This window comes from Streptomyces sp. HUAS CB01 (assembly GCF_030406905.1).
Taxonomy (GTDB): domain Bacteria; phylum Actinomycetota; class Actinomycetes; order Streptomycetales; family Streptomycetaceae; genus Streptomyces; species Streptomyces chengbuensis.
Genome location: NZ_CP129137.1, coordinates 2,801,784 through 2,824,885, shown reverse-complemented (window position 1 = coordinate 2,824,885; position 23,102 = coordinate 2,801,784). Strand labels below are relative to the sequence as shown.

The 23,102-nt window shown below is 71.1% G+C and carries 19 protein-coding genes; 5 read left to right on the top strand and 14 right to left on the bottom strand.

Going from position 1 to position 23,102, the window contains the following annotated elements:
* Positions 1–74: 74 nt before the first annotated feature.
* Complete coding sequence (locus QRN89_RS12465; protein ID WP_290349424.1) at positions 75–938, bottom strand: DUF4429 domain-containing protein; 864 nt, start codon at positions 936–938, stop codon at positions 75–77.
* Positions 939–1,125: 187 nt separating this feature from the next.
* Here QRN89_RS12465 and QRN89_RS12460 point away from each other — a divergent pair, with 187 nt between their 5' ends.
* On the top strand, positions 1,126–2,730 hold the full coding sequence (locus QRN89_RS12460; RefSeq protein ID WP_290349423.1) for a beta-N-acetylhexosaminidase: 1,605 nt from the start codon (positions 1,126–1,128) through the stop codon (positions 2,728–2,730).
* Between the two features lie 234 nt (positions 2,731–2,964).
* Here the strand turns inward: QRN89_RS12460 and QRN89_RS12455 are convergent, their stop codons facing one another.
* The 10 genes from QRN89_RS12455 to QRN89_RS12410 form a co-directional block, all read right to left on the bottom strand.
* Complete coding sequence (locus QRN89_RS12455; protein WP_290349422.1) at positions 2,965–4,746, bottom strand: IucA/IucC family protein; 1,782 nt, start codon at positions 4,744–4,746, stop codon at positions 2,965–2,967.
* Complete coding sequence (locus tag QRN89_RS12450) at positions 4,743–5,306, bottom strand: GNAT family N-acetyltransferase (protein WP_290349421.1); 564 nt, start codon at positions 5,304–5,306, stop codon at positions 4,743–4,745. Before QRN89_RS12450 ends, QRN89_RS12455 begins: the two co-directional genes overlap by 4 nt.
* On the bottom strand, positions 5,303–6,583 hold the full coding sequence (locus QRN89_RS12445) for a lysine N(6)-hydroxylase/L-ornithine N(5)-oxygenase family protein (protein WP_290349420.1): 1,281 nt from the start codon (positions 6,581–6,583) through the stop codon (positions 5,303–5,305). The genes QRN89_RS12450 and QRN89_RS12445 overlap by 4 nt, the downstream gene beginning before the upstream one ends.
* Complete coding sequence (locus tag QRN89_RS12440; protein WP_290349419.1) at positions 6,567–8,042, bottom strand: pyridoxal phosphate-dependent decarboxylase family protein; 1,476 nt, start codon at positions 8,040–8,042, stop codon at positions 6,567–6,569. Before QRN89_RS12440 ends, QRN89_RS12445 begins: the two co-directional genes overlap by 17 nt.
* A gap of 257 nt (positions 8,043–8,299) precedes the next feature.
* Complete coding sequence (locus QRN89_RS12435; protein WP_290349418.1) at positions 8,300–9,148, bottom strand: siderophore-interacting protein; 849 nt, start codon at positions 9,146–9,148, stop codon at positions 8,300–8,302.
* Positions 9,149–9,151: 3 nt separating this feature from the next.
* Positions 9,152–10,192, bottom strand: a complete 1,041-nt coding sequence (locus tag QRN89_RS12430) for an ABC transporter substrate-binding protein (protein WP_290349416.1) — start codon at positions 10,190–10,192, stop codon at positions 9,152–9,154.
* Positions 10,193–10,363: 171 nt separating this feature from the next.
* Positions 10,364–11,530, bottom strand: a complete 1,167-nt coding sequence (locus tag QRN89_RS12425; protein ID WP_290349415.1) for an acyl-CoA dehydrogenase family protein — start codon at positions 11,528–11,530, stop codon at positions 10,364–10,366.
* Between the two features lie 2 nt (positions 11,531–11,532).
* Positions 11,533–12,486, bottom strand: a complete 954-nt coding sequence (locus tag QRN89_RS12420; RefSeq protein WP_290349414.1) for a hydroxymethylglutaryl-CoA lyase — start codon at positions 12,484–12,486, stop codon at positions 11,533–11,535.
* Complete coding sequence (locus QRN89_RS12415) at positions 12,483–14,501, bottom strand: acetyl-CoA carboxylase biotin carboxylase subunit (protein ID WP_290349413.1); 2,019 nt, start codon at positions 14,499–14,501, stop codon at positions 12,483–12,485. The genes QRN89_RS12420 and QRN89_RS12415 overlap by 4 nt, the downstream gene beginning before the upstream one ends.
* A 29-nt stretch (positions 14,502–14,530) precedes the next feature.
* Complete coding sequence (locus QRN89_RS12410; protein ID WP_290349412.1) at positions 14,531–16,162, bottom strand: carboxyl transferase domain-containing protein; 1,632 nt, start codon at positions 16,160–16,162, stop codon at positions 14,531–14,533.
* 98 nt (positions 16,163–16,260) lie between these two features.
* Here QRN89_RS12410 and QRN89_RS12405 point away from each other — a divergent pair, with 98 nt between their 5' ends.
* Positions 16,261–16,851 (top strand): SACE_7040 family transcriptional regulator, encoded by a 591-nt coding sequence (locus QRN89_RS12405; RefSeq protein ID WP_290349410.1) that lies wholly within the window; start codon positions 16,261–16,263, stop codon positions 16,849–16,851.
* 89 nt (positions 16,852–16,940) lie between these two features.
* Entirely contained in the window at positions 16,941–17,720 is a 780-nt protein-coding gene (locus tag QRN89_RS12400) for a phosphatase (protein WP_290349409.1), read from the top strand.
* Here the strand turns inward: QRN89_RS12400 and QRN89_RS12395 are convergent.
* From QRN89_RS12395 to QRN89_RS12385, 3 genes are all read right to left on the bottom strand, one after another.
* Positions 17,656–18,771, bottom strand: coding sequence for a cation diffusion facilitator family transporter (locus tag QRN89_RS12395; protein ID WP_290349408.1), 1,116 nt, complete (start codon positions 18,769–18,771; stop codon positions 17,656–17,658). The genes QRN89_RS12400 and QRN89_RS12395 overlap by 65 nt on opposite strands.
* 77 nt (positions 18,772–18,848) lie before the next feature.
* Complete coding sequence (gene tesB, locus QRN89_RS12390) at positions 18,849–19,724, bottom strand: acyl-CoA thioesterase II (protein ID WP_290349407.1); 876 nt, start codon at positions 19,722–19,724, stop codon at positions 18,849–18,851.
* Between the two features lie 4 nt (positions 19,725–19,728).
* A complete protein-coding gene (locus QRN89_RS12385) occupies positions 19,729–20,886 on the bottom strand; it encodes an acyl-CoA dehydrogenase family protein (RefSeq protein WP_290349406.1) in 1,158 nt (385 codons plus the stop codon).
* A gap of 245 nt (positions 20,887–21,131) precedes the next feature.
* Here QRN89_RS12385 and QRN89_RS12380 point away from each other — a divergent pair, with 245 nt between their 5' ends.
* Together QRN89_RS12380 and QRN89_RS12375 are read left to right on the top strand one after the other, a co-directional pair.
* Positions 21,132–22,397, top strand: a complete 1,266-nt coding sequence (locus QRN89_RS12380; protein ID WP_290349404.1) for an AAA family ATPase — start codon at positions 21,132–21,134, stop codon at positions 22,395–22,397.
* Positions 22,397–23,056, top strand: coding sequence for an RloB family protein (locus tag QRN89_RS12375; RefSeq protein WP_290349403.1), 660 nt, complete (start codon positions 22,397–22,399; stop codon positions 23,054–23,056). The genes QRN89_RS12380 and QRN89_RS12375 overlap by 1 nt, the downstream gene beginning before the upstream one ends.
* Positions 23,057–23,102 lie beyond the last annotated feature (46 nt).

The window sequence follows — 23,102 nt, the reverse complement described above, 5'->3', positions numbered from 1 at the left end:
TCGGGCAGGAACCTGCGTGATCATGATTACAGTCGGGGTTTACGTCCGTTTTAGGGGGGTGCCTACGGGGCCGCTCACATGCGCTTGAGGACGGCCTGCTTGGCCGTGGAGAACTCCTCGTCGGTCAGTGTCCCCGCCCGGTGCAGCTCCCCGAGCTCCCGCAGGCGCCGCAGCAGCACATCGTGATCGTCCGCGCCCGGAGCGGCGGCCGGCAGTTCCCCGGGCGTCCGGGCGGGGGCGCTCGGGTGCGGGAGCCGCGCGATCACGGCGGCGGCGACCAGGACGGCGGTGTACTCCTTGCGCGAGAGGCCCCAGAGGTCGAGCGCGTACGGGTCGTGCTTGGCGGGCCGCTGGGCCGGCCGGCCGTTCAGCACGAACCGCAGATGCCCGTTCTCCAGCCCGATCGCCGGCAGCCAGCGCACCCCGCTCACCTCCGACAACGGGAAGGTGCTCGCCCCGGACGACGCCTTGGACTCCTCGGCCTTCCAGTTCCACGCGAGGCGGATCGTGTCCCCGTCGAAGGAGGCCGTGCCGTCGCCCCCGCCACCCGAGACGGGCACGGCCGGGCCCGGCAGCAGGAAGCGGTCCACCGGTCCGTCCGGGACCTGGTCCAGCAGCAGGGCGTTGCGCAGTTCGTCCACGAAGTACTCGGCCACGCCGCTGCGGTCGTTCTCCACCGGCAGCCGGTAGGGGTCGCCGCTCTCCGGCAGCCGTCCGTCGGCGGCCAGCAGCAGCGGGTCGCTGCCGTCCCGCAGCTTCAGCCGCAGCCGCCCGCCGCGGCGCCCGGGCTCGAACGCGACACCGGCCAACGCCTCCAGCGGCACGGCGAGTTCGCCGAGGGCCTGCCGCAGGGGGTGCGTCTTGCCGGCGGCGGGGACGATGCGCACGGTCTGCCCGTCGAAGGTCCAGGTGCCGTCCTTCTGGATGATTTCCGCCATTGGAGGATTGTCGCACCGGAGGCCGGGAGTCCCGAGGCGGCGCGAAGGGTGCGAAGGGGTGCGAGTGGTCTGCACCTGTATCGATGAGTGGTCTACACCTTGACCGCTCATGTGACGCACGGTACGCATGGTGACCGTTCGGTTGCTCAGCACCACAGTCGCCACGCCCCTCGAAGGGACCCAGCCTGTGAGACAGCGCAGAACGCTCCCCCGGCTCCTCGGATCACTCCTGCTGGTCGCGGCCGCCGGCGTCGCCGGTGTCGGCGCGGCCCCCGCTCCCGTGCAGCCCCCCGCGCCCAGACCGCTCGGCGAGGTCGTGCCGGCACCCGCCTCCGTACGCCCGGCGGGTTCGCCCTACACCCTCACGCCGGCCACCCGGATCCGCGTCGACGAGGACTCCCGTGAGGCCCGCCGCGTCGCGGCCGGGCTCGCGTCGTTGCTGCGCCCGTCCACCGGGTACGCGCTGCCGGTCAGCGACGACGACGGCCGCGGCGGCATCCGGCTCGTGCTCGGCTCGCGCGACAGGGGACTCGGTGACGAGGGCTACCGGCTGGAGTCCGGCCGCGCAGGCGTCACCATCACCGCCCGGAAGCCCGCGGGCCTCTTCCACGGTGTCCAGACGCTGCGGCAACTGCTGCCCGCCGCCGTGGAGAAGGACACCCGCCAGGCCGGACCGTGGCGGGTCCCCGGCGGGACCATCACCGACGCGCCCCGCTTCGGGCACCGCGGCGCCATGCTCGACGTCTCCCGGCACTTCTTCACCGTCGACCAGGTCAAGCGCTACATCGACCAGTTGGCGCTCTACAAGATCAACAAGCTGCATCTGCACCTCTCCGACGACCAGGGCTGGCGGATCGCCGTCGACTCCTGGCCGCGGCTCGCCACCTACGGCGGGTCCACCCAGGTCGGCGGCGGCCCCGGCGGCCACTACACCAAGGCCCAGTACAAGGAACTCGTCGCCTACGCCGGATCCCGCTTCATGGAGGTCGTCCCGGAGATCGACATGCCGGGCCACACCAACGCGGCGCTCGCCTCCTACGCCGAGCTGAACTGCGACGGCGTCGCCCCGCCGCTCTACACCGGCACGGCGGTCGGCTTCAGCTCGCTGTGCGTGCCCAAGGCCGTCACGTACGACTTCGTCGACGACGTCGTGCGCGAGCTCGCCGCGCTGACACCCGGCCGGTACCTCCACATCGGCGGGGACGAGGCCCACTCCACCAGCCACGAGGACTACGTGGCGTTCATGGACCGGGCGCAGGCCGTCGTCGCCAAGTACGGCAAGACGGTCGTCGGCTGGCACCAGCTGACCGGAGCCACCCCCGCCGAGGGCGCCGTCGCCCAGTACTGGGGGCTGGACGGCACGAGCGCCGCGGAGAAGGAACAGGTCGCGAAGGCCGCGCGGAACGGCACCAGGATCGTCCTGTCCCCCGCCGACCGGATCTACCTCGACATGAAGTACCACAAGGACACCCCCCTCGGCCTGGCCTGGGCGGGGTACGTCGAGGTCCAACGGTCCTACGACTGGGACCCGGGCGCCTATCTGCCGGGCGCGCCCGCGTCCGCGATCGCCGGGGTCGAGGCCCCGCTGTGGACCGAGACCCTGGCCACCAGCGACCAGCTGGAGTTCATGGCCTTCCCGAGGTTGCCCGGGGTCGCCGAACTCGGCTGGTCCCCGGCGTCCACGCACGACTGGGACGACTACCGGGTGCGTCTCGCGGCGCAGGGGCCGCGGATGTCGGCGCTCGGCATCGACTACTACCGCTCGCCGCAGGTGCCCTGGCCCGCCGGCTGACGCGGCGGTGCGCGGGCCGCGCGAGCCCCACGCCGCCCGCGGCCCGAAGCGGCGGGCACACGGGGGCGCGCAGGAGCCGGCGCCCGGCGGAGGACCGTACTCCGCCGGGCGCCCGCCCGGTCCGGTGGCCCGTCAGGGCCGGTGCCGTTCCCGGAAGGGGGCGCCGGTACCCCTGTCCGGTCACGGCCTAGCTGTATTGCTCACAAGCGTCAACAACGCTCGTGAGCAATACACCTAGCGGAACCGCGCGATCGGGTTCTCCAGGTCACCCACCAGCTGGAGGGCGCCCGAAGGATCGGCCAGGTCCACCATCTGCTTGTTGTTGCGCAGCTGGAGCCGGTTGAGGCAGGACAGCGCGAACTCCGGGGCGAACATGTCGTACTGGGCGAACTTCTCCGCCAGGTGCGGCATCGACCCCTGGTAGCCGCCGACGCACTCGGCGACCGTCCGCCAGAACGCGTCCTCGTCCAGCACGCCCTCCGTGACCAGCGCGGCGGCGAGGAACCGGAAGAAGCAGTCGAAGACGTCGGTGAACACCGACAGCAGCTTCATGTGCTCCGGGACCTCGGCGCGCACCCGCTCGACCGCGGGCGGAAGGACCGCGTCCGGGTCCATCACGCAGATCTCCTCGGCGATGTCCTTGAAGATCGCGCGCTTCACCGCGCCGTCCTCGCCGAGCACCAGGATGACGTTCTCCCCGTGCGGCATGTAGACGAGGTCGTACGCGTAGAAGCAGTGCAGCACCGGCAGCAGGTAGGCGTCCAGGTAGCGGCGCAGCCACACCTCGGGCGCCAGCCCCGACTCGGTGATCAGCGCGCCGGCGAAGGACTTCCCGGACCGGTCGGTGTGCAGCAGCGAGGCCATCGTCGCCAGCCGCTCGCCGTCCTCCAGGGTGTCCACCGGGCTCTCGCGCCAGAGCGCGGCCAGCATCTTGCGGTAGGGGGAGAAACGGTCCGTCGCGGCCTCGTACTCCAGGTGCCGGTACCCGACCGCCGCCCGCTCGCGGATGATCGAGAAGCGCGCCGCCGTCAGCACCTCGTCACTGGCGATCAGCCCGGCCAGCCAGTCGTTGATGGCCGGTGTGGCCTCCATGTAGGCGGCCGACAGGCCCCGCATGAAGCCCATGTTGATGACGGACATCGCCGTCTTCACATAGTGCTTCGAGGGGTTGCTGGTGTTGAAGAAGGTGCGGATGGACTGCTGGGCCAGGTACTCGTCGTCGCCCTCACCGAGCGGCACCAGCCGTTGCCGGGCCACTTCGGCGGCGAAGGTGACGGAGAGCTTGTTCCACCACTGCCAGGGGTGGACGGGCATCAGCAGATAGTCCGCCGGGTCCAGCCCGAGACCGCGCAGCCGGGCGTCGAACCGGTCGAGCGTCCCGGGACCCAGCTCGGCCCGCATCAGGTTCTCGTAGCCGAGGTCGGCGCAGGAGGTGAACGCGGCGCGGGAGCGGTGCGCGGCGACCCACAGCAGCCGGACCGGGGCCGCGGCCTCCGGCGCGTACCGGTGGTACTCGTGGATGCCGAAACCGAGCCGCCCGTTGTTGGCCACGAAGCAGGGATGGCCCTCGGTCATCCCGGTCTCGATGTCCTGGAAATCGGCCCGGCTGAGCTCGGCCGCGGACACCTCGGGTTTGGTGAGCTTGTAGGCCGTGCCGGACAGGGTGGAGGAGATCTCCTCCAGGTACACGGGCAGGATCTCGTCGGACAGGCCCAGCGCTCCGCGCAGCTCGGTGAAGAACTCCAGCGCGTCCAGCGGGAGTTCCGTCCCGTCGCGATGGCGGGTCACGGAGTCCGCCTCGACCTGCCAGTGGTCGAGCGCCAGCCGGCCCGCGGTGAACCGGTACTCGGTCCTGCCGTCGTCGCTGAGCACCGCCCAGCGGCCGTCCCCGAGGTCCTTCGGCGCGAGCAGCCGCTCGTGGGAGAACTCGGCGAGACCCTTGCGGATCAGCAGGCGGTTGGCCTCGGCCCACAGCTCGGGGGTGAGGTGGGAGACGCTCTCGATCGCCGTGCTCATCGCGGCACCTCCACGTCGCCGACGGCCCCCTCGAACTGCTCACGCGTGCAGAAGCTCAGCAGCGCCGTCTTCTCGGGCTTCCGGATCTCGCGCTCGGGCACGAAGCCGACGGCGGCGTTGAGCGCGTGCACGGCCTTGTTGCCGACGTCCGGCTCGACGACGACCCGCCGCGTCGCCGGGTCGGCGAACAGCTCCCGCATCACGGCGGTGATCACGGCCCGGGTGAAGCCGTGGACCGGCGTGTCGGTCGGGGCGACCAGGAAGTGCATGCCCACGTCGCCCGGCTCGGGCTCGTAGAGACCGACCAACTCCACGTGGCGCGGGTCGTAGCGCTCCATCAGGAAGGCGGGTTCGCCGTCGTGCAGCCCGATGAAGGCGTCGTGGTGCTCGTGCGCGGCGATCCTCATGTACTCGCGCTCGACGTCCTGCAGCTCGGCGTCCTGCATCATCCAGAACGCGGCCTTCGGGTCGGTGACCCAGCGGTGCAGCAGCTCGGCGTCGGCGATCGGGTCGAGGGGACGGACGGAGAACGTCCCCGGGGCGGGTGCGGTGGTGCTCATACGGCGAACTCCTGGAACGCGATGGTCTTCTCCACGGGGTAGTACTCACGGCCGAGCAGCTCGGCGATGATGTACGCGTTGCGGTACGCGCCCATGCCCAGGTCGGGCGAGGTGATGGAGTGCGTGTGCACCCCCGCGTTCTGCAGGAAGACGCCGCGCCCCGTGGTGTCGATCGAGTAGTTGCGGGCGACGTCGAAGCGGCCCTGGCCGTCCCAGCGCAGCCGGTCGTGCACGGGCTCCAGGAACGCGGGGGTGACGTACTTGTAGCCCGTGGCGAGGATCAGGCCCTCGGTCCGGATCTCGAAGTCCTTCTCCTGCTCCTCCTGGCGCAGACCCAGCGTGTACGCGCCGTTCTCGTAGGAGGCCGTGCACAGCGCGGTGTTGGTGAGCAGACGCGTCGGCACCGGACCGTCGAGGTTCTTCTGGTAGAGCAGGTCGAAGATCTCGTTGATGAGGTCTCCGTCGATGCCCTTGAAGAGGTTCTTCTGCTGGGTCTCCAGCCGGTAGCGGGTGGCCTCCGGCAGCGCGTGGAAGTAGTCCACGTACTCGGGGGAGGTCATCTCCAGGGTCAGCTTGGTGTACTCGAGCGGGAAGAACCGCGGGGAGCGGGTGACCCAGTTGAGCCGGTAGCCGTGGACGTCGATCTCGGCGAGGAGGTCGTAGTAGATCTCCGCGGCGCTCTGGCCGCTGCCGACGAGGGTGATCGACTCCTTCTTCCGCAGCTCCTCCTTGGCCTGGAGGTAGCGCGAGTTGTGGACGAAGTCGCCGCCGAGCTCCCGGCAGGAGTCCGGGACGTACGGCGGGGTGCCGGTGCCCAGGACGAGTCTGCGCGCGCGGAACGTTTCGCCGTCGGCGGTGCGGACGGCGTAGACCTCGTCCTCCGCCTCGAACTCGACCCGGGTGACCGCGGTGCCGAAACGGATGCTGCTCAGGTTGGCGGCCGCCCAGCGGCAGTAGTCGTTGTACTCGGTCCGCAGCGGATAGAAGTTCTCGCGGATGTAGAACGAGTAGAGCCGGCCCTTCTCCTTCAGGTAGTTGAGGAAGGAGTACGGCGACGTCGGATCGGCGAGCGTGACCAGGTCCGACATGAACGGCGTCTGCAGGTGGGCGCCGTCGAGGAACATGCCCGAGTGCCACTCGAAGTCCGGCTTGGACTCGAGGAAGAGACCGTTCAGCTCGTCGACGGGCTCGGTCAGGCAGGCGAGGCCGAGGTTGAACGGACCGAGCCCGATACCGATGAAATCGTGGATGTCACGGTGCTCAGGAGGCGTGGACAAGGTTCTCTCCAAGGTACTGCTCGGCGTGGCCGGCTATGAGGCCGAGGACGGCGGCGATGTCGGCCACGGTCGTCTCGGGGTTCAGCAGGGTGAATTTCAGGTACTGGCGACCGTCGACCTTGGTCCCGGCGACGACGGCCTCGCCGGAGGCGAACAGGGCCTTGCGGGCGTACAGATTGGCGCGGTCGATCTCCGCGGGGGAGGTGACCTGCTCCGGGACGTAGCGGAAGACCAGGGTGGACAGCCGGGGCTCGACGACGACGTCGTAGCGGGGGTCGCCGGCGAGCAGCCGCCAGCCCTCGGCCGCGAGGTCGCAGACCTCGTCGAAGAGCTGCCCGACACCGTCCGCGCCCATGACGCGCAGCGTCATCCACAGCTTGAGGGCGTCGAAGCGGCGGGTGGTCTGGAGGGACTTGTCCACCTGGTTGGGGATCCTCCCCCGTAGCCCTTCGGGCACGGGAGGTGCCCCCACCTCCACGGTCGGCGCGGGGTTGAGGTAGTCCGCGTGGTAGGTGGCGTGCCGCAGCGTGGCACTGTCCCGCACCAGCAGGGCGGACGAACTCACCGGCTGGAAGAAGGACTTGTGGTAGTCGACGGTCACCGAGTCGGCGTGCTGGACGCCCTCCAGGAGGCCGCGCCGGGTCGGCGAGGCGAGGAGCCCGCAGCCGTAGGCGGCGTCGACGTGCATCCAGGCGCCGTACTCGTCGCACAGCGCCGCGATCTCGGGCAGCGGGTCGATGGAGCCGAAGTCCGTGGTGCCGGCGGTGGCAACGACCGCCATCGGGACCAGCCCGGCACGTCGGCACTTCTCCAACTCGGCGGCGAGGGCCACGGTCTGCATGCGCCGGTCGCGGTCGACGGGCACGGACACGACGGCGTCCCGGCCGAGACCGAGGAGGGTCGCGGACTTCTGGACGCTGAAGTGGCTGCACTCGGAGGAGAAGACGCGCAGCTTCGCCAGGTCGTCCGTCTTGGCCTCCTCGCGGGCGAGGAGCATCGCCTGGAGGTTGGACTGGGTGCCGCCGCTGGTGAAGACGCCGTCGGAGGCGGGGCCGAGGCCGATGCGGCCGGTGGTCCAGTCGACGAGCTTGCGCTCGATCAGGGTGCCGCCGGCGCTCTGGTCCCAGGTGTCCAGCGAGGAGTTGACGGCGGAGAGGACGGCCTCGCCCAGCACGGCGGGGATGACGACCGGGCAGTTGAGGTGGCCGAGGTAGCGGGGGTGGTGGAAGTAGACCGCGTCGCGCAGGTACACCCGCTCCAGCTCGTCCAGGGCGGCGGAGGAGTCGCCGAGCGGCTGGTCGAGGTCGACGGCGGCGATCGTCGGGGCCAGCTCGTCCGGGGTCACGCCGGTGAACGGCCGCCTGGTCGTGGCGAGTTTGCTCGCCACTCGCTCGACTCCTTCGGTCACGGAGCTGCGGTAGAGCTCCGCCGTTGTGCCGTTGAGCAGGTGCGAGCGCATGGTGGGGGTCCTCCCGGTCCGGGGACGTGACAAGACCGCCCCTCGGGGCAGGAGCGGGGCGGTGGGGCGGCGTGGGACTTAGGTTAGCCTAACCTGAATTTCTGACTCCGTCCGCCCCTACTCCGCGGAAGCGGCGGCGAGTTGGCTCACACCCGGGTCCGGGGACCGTGTTCCGGTGGAGTGCACGGCAGCGCGGCCCCGTCGCAGGCATCGACGGGGCCGCGATCAACGGGCGTGGAGCGGGACGGAGGTCGGGCCTACGTGTCGTCGTCGGGTGTCTCGCGCAGGGCGTCCTCGCTGAGGCCCCTGCGCCAGTAGCCGACGAAGGTGACCCGGCGGCGGTCGAGTCCGCGCTCGTGCACGAGATGGCGGCGCAGCGCCTTGACGGAGCCCGACTCGCCCGCGATCCAGGCGTACGGCGCGGAGCCCGCGAACTCGGCGGCGCGCACGGCCTCGACGGCCGACGGCGCGCCCTCGTCCCGCACCAGCCAGGTGACGGTGGCGTCGGCCGCGGTCACCGGGTCCATCCGGTCGCCGGCGTGCGGGACCTCGATCCAGACCTGCGCGCGGATCCCGGCGGGCAGCCACTCCAGGATGGCCGAGGCGGCGGGCAGCGCCGTCTCGTCCGCCCAGATCACCACCGAGTCGGCATCCTCCGGCAGCCGGAAGCGCACCGCGGTGTTGTCGGCGATCGCGGGTCCGAGGATCGTCACCCGGTCACCGGCGGAAGCTCTCTGCGCCCAGCGGCAGGCAGGGCCGCCGTCCTCGTGGACGGCGAAGTCGATGTCGATCTCGCCGTGTTCGCCGGCGTCGGGTCGCTGTTCGCGGACCGTGTACGAGCGCAGGACGGCACGCTCGTCGTCCGGCAGTGCCCGCCAGGCGCCGAGGCGCGCGTACATGTCCTCCTCGCCGGGGAGCGGGATGACGGGTTCCTCCTGTCCCGGGTGCGGCAGGAAGAGCGAGAGCGACTGGTCGCGCCCGCCGGAGGCGAACCCTTCGAGGGCCTCGCCCCCGAAGGTGACCCGGATCAGCGACGGGCCGAGCCGCCGCGTCCGCACGACCTGGAGAGGGAAGAAGCGAAACGGGGCGGCTACGGCTGTCGGCATGGGTCAGGCGACCTTCTTCGCGTTCTCGATGGCCTTGGCCAGGTCCTCGAGGATCGGCGTGCACTTCTCGTACGAGTAGATCGGCTCGGTCACGCGCGGGATGACCTGTCCGGCCTTGACGGCGGGCAGTTGGGCCCAGGTCGGCTTGGACTTCAGGGCCTCCGGCTGCAGGGCCGAGGCGCGGTTGTCCATCATGATGATGTCGGCCTTGTACTTGTCGACGTTCTCCCAGCTGAGGCCCTCGAACCAGCCGCCGGCGTCGAGCTTGTCGGGCGTCACGAAGTTGACGCCGAGCTCCTTGAAGTAGAGCGTGTCGGTCGGCCGGGCCGGGGTCGAGACGTAGAACAGGTCGGCGCTCGCCGAGCCGATCAGCACCTTGATCCCGGGCTTGGCCTTCGCGGCGGCGCGCAGCCGGGCGGCGGCCTTCTCGAAGGCGGCCTTGGCGTCCGTGACCTTCTTGGTCCTGACGTCGGCGCCGAGGGACTCGGCCAGTTCGACGTGGCGCTGCAGGACCTTCGGCATCGAGTGGTCGGAGGCCCACAGGGCGACGCTCGGGGCCAGCTTCAGGATCTTGTCCTTGGACTGGTCCGGCACGTACCAGAGGGCGTCCTTCTCCCACATGTCGGTGATGAGCACGTCGGGCGCGAGCGCCGCGTACTGCTCGACGTTGAACTCGCCCCAGACGTTGCCGAGGACCTTGACCTTGTCGATGTCGAGGTCGCCCGCCTGGACGTCCGGGGTCTTCGTGCCCTTGCCCTTGTCCTCGACGTAGGTCGGGCCGAAGACGCCCTTCACCTCGATGCCGAAGTCGTGGAGCGCGGCCGCCATGCCGGTGAAGGCGACGATGTTCTTCGGCGTGGCCTTGGTCTTGGCGACCTGGCCGCGGTCGTCCTTGAACTGCCAGGGGCCGGACTTCTTCGCGTCCGAGGCCGAGTCGCCCTTGTCCTCGGAGGCGCAGGCGGTGAGGGCGGCGGTGAGGCCGAGAGCGCCGCCCGCGGCGAGCAGACCGCGTCGGGTGAGGTGGGAAGCGCGGGCATCAGGCATGAAAGGGTTCGCTTTCGGTGCGTGCCGGTAGGGACGGCCTCTGAGCAAGTCGAAGATAGGTTAGCCTAACCTCAGATCTTGTCGAGAGGCCGCCCCCACGTGACGCTGATCACCGCGGCGTGAGAAGGGCGTTCGGCGGCGGGCACGGCACCGCCGGACGGCCCGTGGGTCCTACGACTGCAGCCCCAACTCGCGGGCGACCAGCATCCGCTGGACCTCGCTCGTGCCCTCGCCGATCTCCAGGATCTTGGAGTCGCGCCACATGCGGGCCACCGGGTACTCGTTCATGAAGCCGTACCCGCCGTGGATCTGCGTGGCGTCACGGGCGTTGTCGACGGCGACCGTCGAGGAGTACAGCTTCGCCAGCGCCGCCTCCTTCTTGAACGGCTCACCGAGGACGAGGCGCGACGCCGCGTCCCGCCAGCCGATCCGGGCCATGTGCGCCCGCATCTCCATGTCGGCGATCTTGAACTGGATGGCCTGGTTGTCGCCGATCGGGCGGCCGAAGGCGTGACGCTCCTTGGCGTACTTCACCGACTCGTCCACACAGCCCTGCGCCAGACCCGTGGCGAGGGCGGCGATGGCGATCCGGCCCTCGTCGAGGATGCGCAGGAACTGGGCGTATCCCCGGCCCTCCTCGCCCAGCAGGTTCGCGAACGGCACGCGGACGTCCGAGAACGACAGCTCCCGGGTGTCCGACGCGTTCCAACCGACCTTCGAGTACGGGGCGGCGACGGTGAAGCCGGGGGTGCCCGACGGGACGATGATGGAGGAGATCAGGGGCTTGCCCGCGTCCGTGCGGCCGGTGACGGCGGTGACCGTGACCAGGCCCGTGATGTCGGTGCCGGAGTTGGTGATGAAGCACTTGCTGCCGTTGATCACCCACTCGCCGGTCGACTCGTCGCGCACGGCCGTGGTCTTCGTGCCCCCGGCGTCCGAACCGGCGTCCGGCTCGGTCAGCCCGAAGGCGCCGAGGATCTCGCCCGAGCAGAGCCGGGGCAGCCACTCGCGCTTCTGCTCCTCGGTGCCGAACCGGAAGACGGGCATGGCGCCGAGCGAGACCCCGGCCTCCAGGGTGATGGCGACGGAGGAGTCGACCCGGGCCAGCTCCTCCAGGGCGATGCCGAGGGCGAGGTAGTCCCCGCCCATTCCGCCGTACTCCTCCGGGAAGGGCAGGCCGAACAGGCCCATCCGGCCCATCTCGCGGACGATCTCGTACGGGAACTCGTGCCGCTCATAGAAGTCGCCGATCTTGGGGGCGACCACGTCGTGGGCGAACTCCTCGACGGTGCGGCGCAGTTCCTCGTGCTCGGGGGCGAGGCGGTGGTCGAGCGACATGGCTAGGACTCCTTGTGGGAAGCCGTGCCCGCGAGGGCGCGAACGGTGCGTGAGGGGCTGGGACGGCCCAGCCGCTCGGCCATCCACACGCTTGTGGCGGTGAGCCGGCCGAGGTCGACCCCGGTCTCGATGCCGAGGCCGTGGAGCATCCACACGAGGTCTTCGGTGGCGAGGTTCCCGGTGGCGCTCTTCGCGTACGGGCAGCCGCCGAGACCGCCCGCGGAGGCGTCCACGGTGGTGACGCCGTGCTGGAGCGCCGCGAGGGTGTTGGCCAGCGCCTGGCCGTAGGTGTCGTGGAAGTGCACCCCGACGGCGCTGGTGGGCACACCCTCCTCGTTCAACCGGGCGAGCAGGGCCTGGACGTGGCCCGGGGTGGCGACGCCGATGGTGTCGCCGAGGCTCAGCTCGTCGCAGCCCAGGTCCATCAGCCGCCGGGCCACGCGGACGACCTGATGGACGGGCACAGCGCCCTCCCACGGGTCGCCGAAGCACATCGAGAGATAGCCGCGGACGTGGACCTTGTCGTCCTTCGCCCGGGCCACCACGGGCTCGAACATGGCCAGCGACTCCTCGACCGTGCGGTTGAGGTTGCGCGCAGCGAAGGTCTCCGTCGCCGACGCGAAGACGGCGATCCGCCGGGCGCCCAGGGCGACGGCACGGTCGAGCCCGCGCTCGTTCGGTACGAGGACCGGGAGGGCCACGCCCTCGATGTCCGAGAGCCGCGGGAACAGGTCCTCGGCGTCCGCCAGTTGGGGCACCCACTTGGGGTGGACGAAACTGGTCGCCTCGACCGTCGTCAGCCCGGCCCCGGCGAGGCGGTGGACGAACTCCGCCTTCACCTCGGTCGGGACGACCTCCTTCTCGTTCTGCAGCCCGTCGCGGGGCCCGACCTCGTGGATCCGCACCCGGGGCGGCAGACCGGCGGCGGGCACCTCCATCGGCAGTCCCTCGGTCATGGCGTGTCCTCCTTGCCCTCGTCGCCGTGCGGGGCGACGACCGCCAGGACCTGGTCCATGACGACGGTCGTCCCCGGGGTGACGTCCAGTTCGGTGACGGTCCCGGCGTGCGGGGCGGAGATGACGTGCTCCATCTTCATCGCCTCCACGACGAGCAGGCTCTGGCCCGCGTCGACCTCGTCCCCGACCGCCACCTTCACGACCGTGACGGTGCCGGGCATCGGCGCGGCGAGCGTGTCGGCGCCCTGCCGGGCCGCCCCGCTCAGGCTCGCCGCGACCGGGTCGTGGTCCTGGACGTACCAGGAGTCGCCGTCCCGGCCGAGCCAGGTCCCGCCGGGAGCGGCGGCGTGGTGGAGGGTGTGGGTGAGGCCGTCGATCTCGACGGTGACCGTCGCCGCGCCCGCGGCCGGTGCGGTGTCCTTCGCACGCCGGACGGGCCGCACGGGCACCCCGTCCAGCACGGCCTCCGAGCCGCGCAGCCGGACCTCCACCGGCTCGTGGCCCGGGACCCGGAAGTGGTGCACCGTCCACGCGGGTTCACCGCCCAGGCGCCAGCCGCCGGGCACGGAGAACGGGTCCGTCCAGCCGGACGCGTCCACCGGCGCGGGCGTCTCCCGCAGCAGCGCGGCGGCGGCGTACACCTCGGGCGGGACCGTGCCGTCGACGAGGGAGTCCGCCTCCCGCTCGACGAGTCCCGTGTCGAGGTCGCCCGCGACCACGTCGGGGTGGGCGAGCAGCCGGCGCAGGAAGCCCGCGTTGGTCGGCACGCCCAGGGTGATGTTGTCCGCCAGGGCGGCGCGCAGCTTGCGCAGGGCGGTCGGGCGGTCGGGGCCGTACGCGATGACCTTGGACAGCATCGGGTCGTAGAGGCTGGAGACCTCCGTGCCCTCGCTGAGGCCCGAGTCGGTGCGCACCCCTTCGCCCTGGGGTTCGCTCAGGGAGAGGACCGTGCCGCCCGACGGCAGGAAGCCGCGGGCGGGGTCCTCCGCGCAGATGCGGGCCTCGACCGCGTGGCCCGTGAGCGCGATGTCCTTCTGGCCGAAGGGCAGTTCCTCGCCCGCGGCCACCCGCAGCTGCCACTCCACCAGGTCCAGTCCGGTGACGAGCTCGGTCACCGGGTGCTCGACCTGGAGCCGGGTGTTCATCTCCATGAAGTAGTACGAGGACGGGTCGCCGCCGGGGACGATGAACTCGACCGTGCCCGCCCCCCGGTACCCGCAGGACCGGGCCGCCTGGACCGCCGCCTCGCCCATCGCCGCCCGGACGCTCTCGTCCAGCAGGACGGAGGGCGCCTCCTCGATGATCTTCTGGTGGCGGCGCTGCAGGGAGCACTCGCGCTCGCCGAGGTGCACCACGTTGCCGTGGCCGTCCGCGAGGACCTGGATCTCGATGTGCCGGGGGCGGTCGATCCACCGCTCCACCAGGAGGGTGTCGTCGCCGAACGACGCGCGGGCCTCCCGGCGGGCGGCCGCGATCTCCTCCAGCAGGGCGGACTCCACCCGGGTCAGCCGCATGCCCTTGCCGCCGCCGCCCGCCGAGGGCTTCAGCAGGACGGGCATGCCGATCTCGCGTGCCGCCTCGGCCAGTTGGTCGTCCGTGAGGCCCGATCCGGAGGAGCCCGGTACGACCGGGACCCCGGCCGCCCGCACCGTTTCCTTGGCGCGGATCTTGTCGCCCATCAGGGAGATCGCGTCGGCGGACGGGCCGATGAAGACCAGGCCCGCCTCCTCGCAGGCGCGCGCGAACCCCGCGTTCTCCGCGAGGAAGCCGTAGCCCGGGTGGACCGCCTGGGCCCCGGACCGGCGGGCCGCCTCCAGCAGCCGCTCCACGGAGAGATAGCTCTCGGCGGCGGGCGCCGGGCCGAGCCGGACGGCGGTGTCCGCCTCCCGGACGTGCCTGGCGTCGGCGTCGGCGTCGCTGAACACGGCGACCGAGCGGACCCCGAGGGCCCGCAGCGTACGGATGACGCGGACCGCGATCTCGCCTCGGTTGGCAACCAGCACGGTGTCGAACATCCGCTGTCCTTCGAACGTCACAGTGGTCCTCACATCCGGAATACGCCGAAGCCGGGCGCCGAGGCGTCCCTCTCGGGCAGCGGGGCGTTGGCACAGGCGGTCAGGGCGAGCCCCAGCACCTGCCGGGTCTCCAGCGGGTCGATGACTCCGTCGTCCCACAGCCGGGCCGTGGCGTAGTACGCGTTGCCCTGCTGCTCGTACTGGGCGCGGATGGGGTCCTTGAACGCCTCCTCCGCATCCGCGGGCCACTCCTCGCCGCGCGCCTCCAACTGGTCCCGCTTGACGGTGGCCAGCACGGACGCGGCCTGCCCGCCGCCCATCACCGAGATCTTGGCGTTGGGCCACATCCACAGGAAGCGGGGCGAATAGGCGCGGCCGCACATGGAGTAGTTGCCCGCGCCGTACGACCCGCCGACGACGACCGTCAGCTTCGGCACCCGGGTGCAGGCCACGGCCGTGACCATCTTGGCCCCGTGCTTGGCGATGCCGCCCGCCTCGTAGTCCTTGCCGACCATGAAGCCCGAGATGTTCTGCAGGAACAGCAGCGGGATGCCGCGCTGGTCGCACAGCTCGATGAAGTGGGCGCCCTTCTGGGCCGATTCGGCGAACAGGATGCCGTTGTTGGCCACGATCCCGACCGGGTGGCCGTGGATCCGGGCGAAGCCGGTGACCAGCGTCGTGCCGAACTCCGCCTTGAACTCGGCGAAGCGGGAGCCGTCCGTGACGCGGGCGATGATCTCCCGGACGTCGTAGGGCGTGCGGGAGTCCACCGGCACCGCCCCGTACAGCCCGAACGGGTCCGCCTTGGGCTCCTCGGCCGGCTCCACCGACCAGGGGAGCGGACCGCGCCCGGGCAGGGTGGACACGATGTTCCGCACGATCCTCAGCGCGTGGGCGTCGTCCTCCGCGAGGTGGTCCGTGACGCCGGAGACCCGGGAGTGGACCTCGCCGCCGCCCAGCTCCTCGGCCGTGACGACCTCACCGGTCGCGGCCTTCACCAGCGGCGGGCCGCCGAGGAAGATCGTGCCCTGGTTCCGCACGATCACGGCCTCGTCGCTCATCGCGGGGACGTAGGCGCCGCCGGCCGTGCAGGAGCCGAGCACCGCGGCGATCTGCGGGATGCGCGCCGCGGAGAGCCTGGCCTGGTTGTAGAAGATCCGGCCGAAGTGCTCGCGGTCGGGGAAGACCTCGTCCTGCATCGGCAGGAAGGCGCCGCCCGAGTCGACCAGGTAGACGCAGGGCAGCCGGTTCTCCAGGGCCACCTCCTGGGCGCGCAGGTGCTTCTTCACCGTCATCGGGTAGTACGTGCCGCCCTTGACCGTGGCGTCGTTGGCGACGACGACGACCTCCCGGCCGCTGACCCGGCCGATGCCGGCGATCACCCCGGCCGCCGGGGCCTGTCCGTCGTACATGCCGTCGGCCGCGAGGGGGGCCAGCTCCAGGAAGGGCGAGCCCGGGTCCAGGAGCGTGTCCACCCGGTCGCGCGGCAGCAGTTTCCCGCGCGCGGTGTGGCGCGCCCGGGCCTTCTCCCCGCCGCCGAGCCGGGCCGCCGCCAGCTTCGCGCGCAGGGTGTCGGCCAGGGCGTGGTGTGCCGCCTCGTTGGCCTGCCAGGCGTCCGAGGCGGGATCCGCCGCACTCGTCAGCACAGGTGCTTGCCGCATCGTGTCGAGCCCCCTGTCAGAGCATCGTTCGTGTTAATGAGCGTTAACCCACGCATTCAGGTTAACGAGCGCTAACTGCCTTGTCTAGAATCAGTGGCATGAGCACCAGGACCGACGCGCCGACCCGTCGCGAGCAGATCCTCAAGGAGGCCGCGCGCCTCTTCGCCGAGCGCGGCTTCCACGGCGTCGGCGTCGACGAGATAGGCGCCGCCGTCGGTATCAGCGGCCCCGGGCTGTACCGCCATTTCCCCGGCAAGGACGCGATGCTCGCCGAGCTGCTCGTCGGCATCTCCGGCCGGCTCCTGGACGGCGGCAGGCGCCGGGTCGCCGAGGCGGACGGCGTCCCCGAGCGGGTGCTCTCCTCGCTCATCGACGGGCACATCGACTTCGCCCTCGACGACCGCCCGCTGATCACCCTCCACGACCGGGAGCTGGACCGGCTGCGCGACAGCGACCGCAAGCTGGTCCGCCAGCTCCAGCGCCAGTACGTCGAGCTGTGGGTGGACGTCGTCCGCAAGCTGCACCCGGAGACCGTCGAGGGCCAGGTCAGGGCGGCCGTCCACGCCGTCTTCGGCCTGCTCAACTCCACCCCGCACCTGGGCTCGTACGGCAACGGGCTGCCGGGCCGCGCGGCCATGGAGGACCTGCTGCGCAAGCTCGCCCACGGGGCGTTCGCGTCGCTGTCGTAGGGGGCCGCCCCCGTCGGCCCGCGGCGCCGCGGGTGTCCGGCCACCGGGACGCCGGGCACGCTCCGCACACCTGACGGCACAATGGGCGCATGCCGATACCGAACCGCGCCGCCCTCGTCGACCACCTCGTCCGTACGCGTATCGCCGGAGACGTCGCCACCCCGCGCGACAACAACCTCTCCCACTACCGCAGGCTCGCCAACGGCGACCGCCACTACTGGCTGGGCCTCGAGCTCGGCGACCGCTGGAGCGACGAGCAGGACGTCCTGGCGGTCATGGCCGAGCGCTGCGGCGTCAACGACGATCCGCAGTACCGGTACGGCCAGGACACCATCGACCCGGAGCTGACCGTCGACGCCCTGGACCGGATGGCGGCCCGGCTGAAGCAGGCCGCCGCCGGGACCGAGTCGGTCCTCTTCGCCACCGGCCACCCGGGCGGGCTGCTCGACGTCCACCGGCAGATCGCCGGCGCGCTCGGATCCGCGGGCTGCGAGATCGTCCGGATCCCCTCCGGGCTCACCGCGGACGAGGGCATGGTCTACCAGTTCGCCGACGTGGCCATGCTGGAGCGCGGCGCGACGTTGTGGCACACGCATTCCCCCGAGCCGATGGCCGCGATCCTGGACGGGCTGGAGCGGGACGGCCGGGCGCGACCGGACCTGGTCGTCGCCGACCACGGCTGGGCGGGCTGCGCGGGACAGCGGGGCGTCGACGCGGTCGGCTTCGCCGACAGCAACGACCCGGCCCTGTTCATCGGCGAGGCGGAGGGCACCGTGCAGGTGACGGTCCCGCTGGACGACCATGTCACGGACCCGCGCTTCTACGACCCGATGACGGCCTACCTCCTGGACGCGGCCGGTCTCCTCTGAGCCCCGGCGGCTCCCCGGCCGAGGCCGGCCGCACCTGGTGCACCGCCGGCGTCGGGTCGAGGTACACCCGGCGGATCGCCGGGAAGCGCTGGCGCAGCTGCTCCTCGGCGTCCTCGCACGCCCACTCCACCTGCTCCGCCGAGGCGACGTCGCGGAAGTTCACCTTCGCCGCGATCAGGACCTCGGCCGGCCCCTGGACGAGGGTTGTCAGCTCCAGCACCTCCACGATGTGGGGGACCGTGAGCAGTTCCTCGTGAACCGCCCTCCGCATCCGCTGCGGCAGCGGCCGGCCGATCAGCAGCTGGGCGTTGCTGCGGCCGAGCACCCAGGCCACGTACACCAGCAGCAGGCCGATGAGGATCGAGGCGATCCCGTCCCAGACCGGGGAGCCCGTGAGCTGGGCGCCCGCCAGGCCGCCTGCCGCGAGCAGCAGCCCGCTGAGGGCGGCGGAGTCCTCCATGACCACGGCCTTGACCGCCGTGTCGGGGGTGTAGCGCAGATAGCGGCGCGCGGGCGTGCCGAAGCGGGACGCCTCGCCGCGGATCTGCCGGACGCCGGTCCGCAGCGAGTAGCCCTCCAGCACGGCGGCGACGGCCAGGACGATGTACGAGGGCAGGGGATTGCCGAGCTTCTCGCCCTGCGTGAGGGTGTGGACGCCGTCGTAGACGGAGAAGACCGCGCCGCCGACGAACGTGGCGACGGACGCGAGCATGGCCCAGATGTAGCGCTCGGGGCCGTAGCCCAGCGGATGCTCCTCGTCGGCCGGCTTGGCGCTCCGCCGCAGGGCGGTCAGCAGCAGCACCTCGGTCACGGTGTCGGCGACCGAATGGGCGGCCTCGGAGAGCATCGCGCTCGATCCGCTGATGACGCCGGCGACGGCCTTGGCCACGGCGAGGCCGAGGTTGGCGAGCGCCGCGACGATCACGGTGAAGGTGCTCTCCGGCGCCTTGACGGGCTCGATCCGCTCCGGTCGGGGCACGGGGGCGTCGGCCGGTCCGCCGGGCACGCGCGGTGCCCCGGGCGGACCGCCGGTGATCTCGTCGCTCGCCATGAGGGGAGCGTATGTCCGTTGTGTCCCCCTCGCTCGGGCGCGCGGCGGACCGCCCGAGACGTGCGGGAGAGGGTTCCTCAGCCGCGCGGGACGCGGACCACGCCCTCCTGGATCACCGAGATCGCCAGCTGCCCGTCCTGGGTGTAGATGCGCGCCTGGCCGAGGCCGCGGCCGCCGTGCGCGCTGGGCGACTCCTGGTCGTACAGCAGCCATTCGTCGGCGCGGAACGGACGGTGGAACCACATCGCGTGGTCCAGCGACGCCCCGACGACGTCGCCGACGGTCCAGCCGCCGCGCCCGTGGGCCAGCAGCACCGAGTCGAGCAGCGTCATGTCGGAGACGTAGGTGGCGAGGCAGACGTGCAGCAGCGGGTCGTCCGCGAGCTTGCCGTTGGTGCGGAACCACACCTGCGAGCGGGCCTCCCGGGGCTGGCCCACGCTCGCGTACGGGGGAGCGTCCACATAGCGCAGATCGACGGCGGCCCGTGCTTCGAGCATCCGCTCCGCGATCTCCGGGGCGATGAACCGCCCGGCGTGCTGCGGCAGGATCTCCTCGGCCGAGGGCAGGCTGTCCGGGGCCGGGGCGTCCGGCATCGGCGCCTGGTGGTCGAGCCCCTCCTCGTACGTCTGGAAGGACGCCGAGAGATGGAAGATCGGCTGGCCGTGCTGGACGGCCACGACGCGCCGGGTCGCGAAGGACCGGCCGTCGCGGATGCGGTCGACCGTGTAGACGATCGGGGCGCCCGGGTCGCCCATGCGCAGGAAGTACGCGTGCAGGGAGTGCGCCGTGCGGTCGTCGGGGACGGTGCGGCCCGCGGCGACGAGCGCCTGGGCCGCGACCTGACCGCCGAAGACGCGGGGCACGATCGCCGAACGCGACCGGCCCCGGAAGATGTCCTGCTCGATCCGCTCCAGGTCGAGCAGATCGAGCAGGTCGTCGAGAGCCTCGCTCACAGGGTCAGAGACCCATCGACTTGGCGATGATCGACTTCATGACCTCGCTGGTGCCGCCGTAGATGCGGTTGACGCGGTTGTCCGCGTAGAGGCGGGCGATCGGGTACTCGTTCATGTAGCCGTAGCCGCCGTGCAGCTGGAGGCACCGGTCGATGACGCGGTGGGCGACCTCGGTGCAGAAGAGCTTCGCGGAGGCGGCCTCGGCCGCGGTCAGCTCGCCCGCGTCCAGCGCCTCCAGGGCACGGTCGGCGACGGCCTCGGCGGCGTCCACCTCGGCCTGGCAGGCGGCCAGCTCGAACTTGGTGTTCTGGAAGGACGCGACCGTCTTTCCGAAGACCGTGCGGTCCTGCACGTACTCCTGGGCGAACCGGATCGCGGCCTTGGCCTGCGCGTACGCGCCGAAGGCGATGCCCCAGCGCTCGGACGGCAGGTTCTGGCCGAGGTAGTAGAAGCCCTTGTTCTCCTCGCCGAGCAGGTCCTCGACCGGGACCTTGACGTCGACGAACGCCAGCTCGGCGGTGTCGGAGGTGCGCAGGCCCAGCTTGTCCAGCTTGCGGCCGATGGAGTAGCCCTCGGACTTGGTGTCCACGGCGAAGAGCGAGATGCCGAAGCGGCGGTCGTCCTCGCGCGGGGCGGAGGTCCGGGCGCACACGATCACGCGGTCGGCGTGGACACCGCCGGTGATGAACGTCTTGGCGCCGTTGAGGACGTAGTGCGTGCCGTCCTCGGACAGCTTGGCGGTGGTCTTCATGCCCGCGACGTCGGAGCCGGTGCCCGGCTCGGTCATCGCCAGCGCCCACATCTCCTCGCCGGTGACGAACTTCGTCAGGTAGCGCTTCTTCTGCTCGTCGGTGGCGAGCATCTTGATGTACGGCAGGGCGAGCAGCACGTGCACACCGGAGCCGCCGAAGTTGACGCCCGCGCGCGCGGTCTCCTCGTAGAGGACGGCCTCGAACTTGTGGGTGTCCAGACCCGCGCCGCCGAACTCCTCGGGCACGTTGATACCGAATATGCCCAGCTCGCCGAGCTTGTGGTAGAAGTCGCGCGGCGCCTGGCCGGCGGCGAACCACTCGTCGTAGACGGGGACGACCTCGGCCTCGATGAAGGCGCGGACGGTCTCCCGGAACGCTTCGTGGTCCTCGTTGAATACGGTCCGGCGCACGGACGCCTCCTCGGCACGGTGTCGGGTCACTGGCTGGGCACAGAGCGCTTTCTAAGCGCTTGCTCAGAATAAGTTACCCGGCGGTTGTTGAAACTGTCCAGAGTGACGAGGGGCACGTGCGCGAGCGGGGGCCGGACGTGACGACGGCACCGTCACACATGGTGGCCGGGGAGGGTGTACGGGCCGTGCCCGGATCGAGCCGCTGTCCTTCGCGGCCACTACTCTGGCGGCGGAGAGGGGTCGGCATGCTGCTGAGATTCCGCACAGCGAACGTGCGGTCACTGCGCGACGAACAAGAGCTGACGTTCGTCGTGCCCGAAGACGACCCGGGCACGTCCGCACGCCCGGTGAGGCTTGCGGGTGACCAGTCACTCGCCGTGCTTCCACTGATCGGCATCTTCGGAGCCAATGCCTCCGGCAAGTCGAACGTGCTGGCCGCGATGACGGACATGCGTGCCGCCGTCATGAACTCGTACGCACGCTGGGCGGCCTTCGACGGGACCGCGCGCATTCCCTTCGCCCTGGACGGCAAGGACGGGCAGGAGCCGGCCAGCTTCTTCGAGGTGGACCTCGTCCTGGACGGCGTGCGCTGGACGTACGGCTTCGAGCTCGGGGCGGAGCGGGTCGAAGCCGAGTGGCTGCACAGCTACCCCCGGGGCCATCGGCAGGTGTGGCTGGACCGCGACGCCTCCCGCGCCAAGGTCTACGACTGGCCGGGAAACCGTGTGAAGGACCGAGCAGGACTCGAGCGGCGCACCCGGCCCAACGCCCTGCTGCTGTCCACGGCCGGCACGGACAACCATCCGCAGCTGACCCCGCTCTTCCACTGGTTCCGCCGCAACCTCTGGCTGATCAACCCGGAGGACGAGCGCGAGCAGCGCGAGGCCTTCACGACGCGGGAGCTGACCGGCAGCCGCGCGCGCCGCATCAACGAACTGCTGCGGGTCGCGGACCTCGGAATCACCGGTGCGGAGATCGTCCAGGAGGGCCGGGGGCCTGCAACGGTCAAGCTCACCCACCGCTCCGCCGCGGGAGACGTGGCCTTCGACTGGACTCAGGAGTCCTTCGGTACCCGCTCCTGGTTCGCTCTGCTCGGTCCCCTGCTCCTCGCCCTCGACGAGGGCGCCGTCCTGCTCGTCGACGAACTGGACGCCAGCCTGCACCCGCGCTTCGCCGCGGAGGTCGTCCGGCTGTTCCACGACCCGCAGGCGAATCCGCGGGGGGCGCAGCTCGTCTTCACCTCGCACGACCCCTCCGTGCTCAGCACCCCGAGCGGCGGCCGGCTGCTGGAGCCCGGACAGGTATGGCTGACGGAGAAGGACAAGGAAGGCGCGACGGACCTGTACCCGCTGACGGCGGCGTCCCCGGGGGAGGACGAGGACCTGATGAGGTCCTACCTGGCGGGTGCCTTTGGCGCGGTGCCCTCTCTTCTGGAGGGTCAGATCGCGCGGCGGCTGCTGGCGGCGAACGAACAGGAACGCGAGTACGAGGCGGAGCGGAGCGGTAGCTGATGGCGCGCACGAGGGGGAAGGACTCGCTGGGCCCTGCGAAGAAGGGCGAGCGACGTCGGAAGGTCGTGCACGTTTTCACCGAGGGCAGGGTGACCGAACCCGAGTACATCAAGATCGTCCGGGAGCGGGCGGGTACGAACGGCATCGAGGTCCGCATCGCCAACCAGTCGGCCCCTGGCTCGCAGCGCAAGCCGATCAAGCTCGTCGAGGCGGCGGTGCGGCTGATCCGCGAGGAGATGCGAGCGGCCAAACGCAGCGGCCTGGAGAAGAAGTACTGGCCTGCGGTCTGGTGCCTGTTCGACCGCGATCAGCACGATCACATCGACGCGGCGCTGAAGGAGGCCCGTGAAGCCGGCGTCGAGGTTGCTTTCTCGCACCCGTGCTTCGAGGTGTGGAGACTGCTCCACCACAAGTCGGTGACCGGTACCTTCGGCGGCGTCTGTGACATGGCGGCGGACAGGCTGCCGTTCGCGGGCAGCGCGGCGAACATCAAGACGGTGCTGCCGGAGCAGATCCCGTCAGGCAGCTTCGCCGAGGCGAAGAAGCGGGCGCGGAAGATGAACGAGGCGCATGCGGAGCATGTGCCGAAGAGCCTGCGCGATCCGTACACGGATGTGTTCGAGTTCGTCGAGAAGGGACTCGGGATCACCGCGTACTGACGGAAGCAGACCGAATTCGGGCGATCGTTTTCACCCCGACCCGGGA

What these genes read in the sequence shown, in the direction of transcription:
- QRN89_RS12465 (WP_290349424.1), bottom strand. Translation starts at nt 938, where the DNA reads ATGGCGGAAATCATCCAGAAGGACGGCACCTGGACCTTCGACGGGCAG.
- QRN89_RS12455 (WP_290349422.1), bottom strand. Translation starts at nt 4,746, where the DNA reads ATGAGCACGGCGATCGAGAGCGTCTCCCACCTCACCCCCGAGCTGTGG.
- QRN89_RS12450 (WP_290349421.1), bottom strand. Translation starts at nt 5,306, where the DNA reads ATGAGCACCACCGCACCCGCCCCGGGGACGTTCTCCGTCCGTCCCCTC.
- QRN89_RS12440 (WP_290349419.1), bottom strand. Translation starts at nt 8,042, where the DNA reads ATGCGCTCGCACCTGCTCAACGGCACAACGGCGGAGCTCTACCGCAGC.
- QRN89_RS12435 (WP_290349418.1), bottom strand. Translation starts at nt 9,148, where the DNA reads ATGCCGACAGCCGTAGCCGCCCCGTTTCGCTTCTTCCCTCTCCAGGTC.
- QRN89_RS12430 (WP_290349416.1), bottom strand. Translation starts at nt 10,192, where the DNA reads ATGCCTGATGCCCGCGCTTCCCACCTCACCCGACGCGGTCTGCTCGCC.
- QRN89_RS12425 (WP_290349415.1), bottom strand. Translation starts at nt 11,530, where the DNA reads ATGTCGCTCGACCACCGCCTCGCCCCCGAGCACGAGGAACTGCGCCGC.
- QRN89_RS12420 (WP_290349414.1), bottom strand. Translation starts at nt 12,486, where the DNA reads ATGACCGAGGGACTGCCGATGGAGGTGCCCGCCGCCGGTCTGCCGCCC.
- QRN89_RS12415 (WP_290349413.1), bottom strand. Translation starts at nt 14,501, where the DNA reads ATGTTCGACACCGTGCTGGTTGCCAACCGAGGCGAGATCGCGGTCCGC.
- QRN89_RS12410 (WP_290349412.1), bottom strand. Translation starts at nt 16,162, where the DNA reads ATGCGGCAAGCACCTGTGCTGACGAGTGCGGCGGATCCCGCCTCGGAC.
- QRN89_RS12405 (WP_290349410.1), top strand. Translation starts at nt 16,261, where the DNA reads ATGAGCACCAGGACCGACGCGCCGACCCGTCGCGAGCAGATCCTCAAG.
- QRN89_RS12400 (WP_290349409.1), top strand. Translation starts at nt 16,941, where the DNA reads ATGCCGATACCGAACCGCGCCGCCCTCGTCGACCACCTCGTCCGTACG.
- QRN89_RS12395 (WP_290349408.1), bottom strand. Translation starts at nt 18,771, where the DNA reads ATGGCGAGCGACGAGATCACCGGCGGTCCGCCCGGGGCACCGCGCGTG.
- QRN89_RS12380 (WP_290349404.1), top strand. Translation starts at nt 21,132, where the DNA reads ATGCTGCTGAGATTCCGCACAGCGAACGTGCGGTCACTGCGCGACGAA.
- QRN89_RS12375 (WP_290349403.1), top strand. Translation starts at nt 22,397, where the DNA reads ATGGCGCGCACGAGGGGGAAGGACTCGCTGGGCCCTGCGAAGAAGGGC.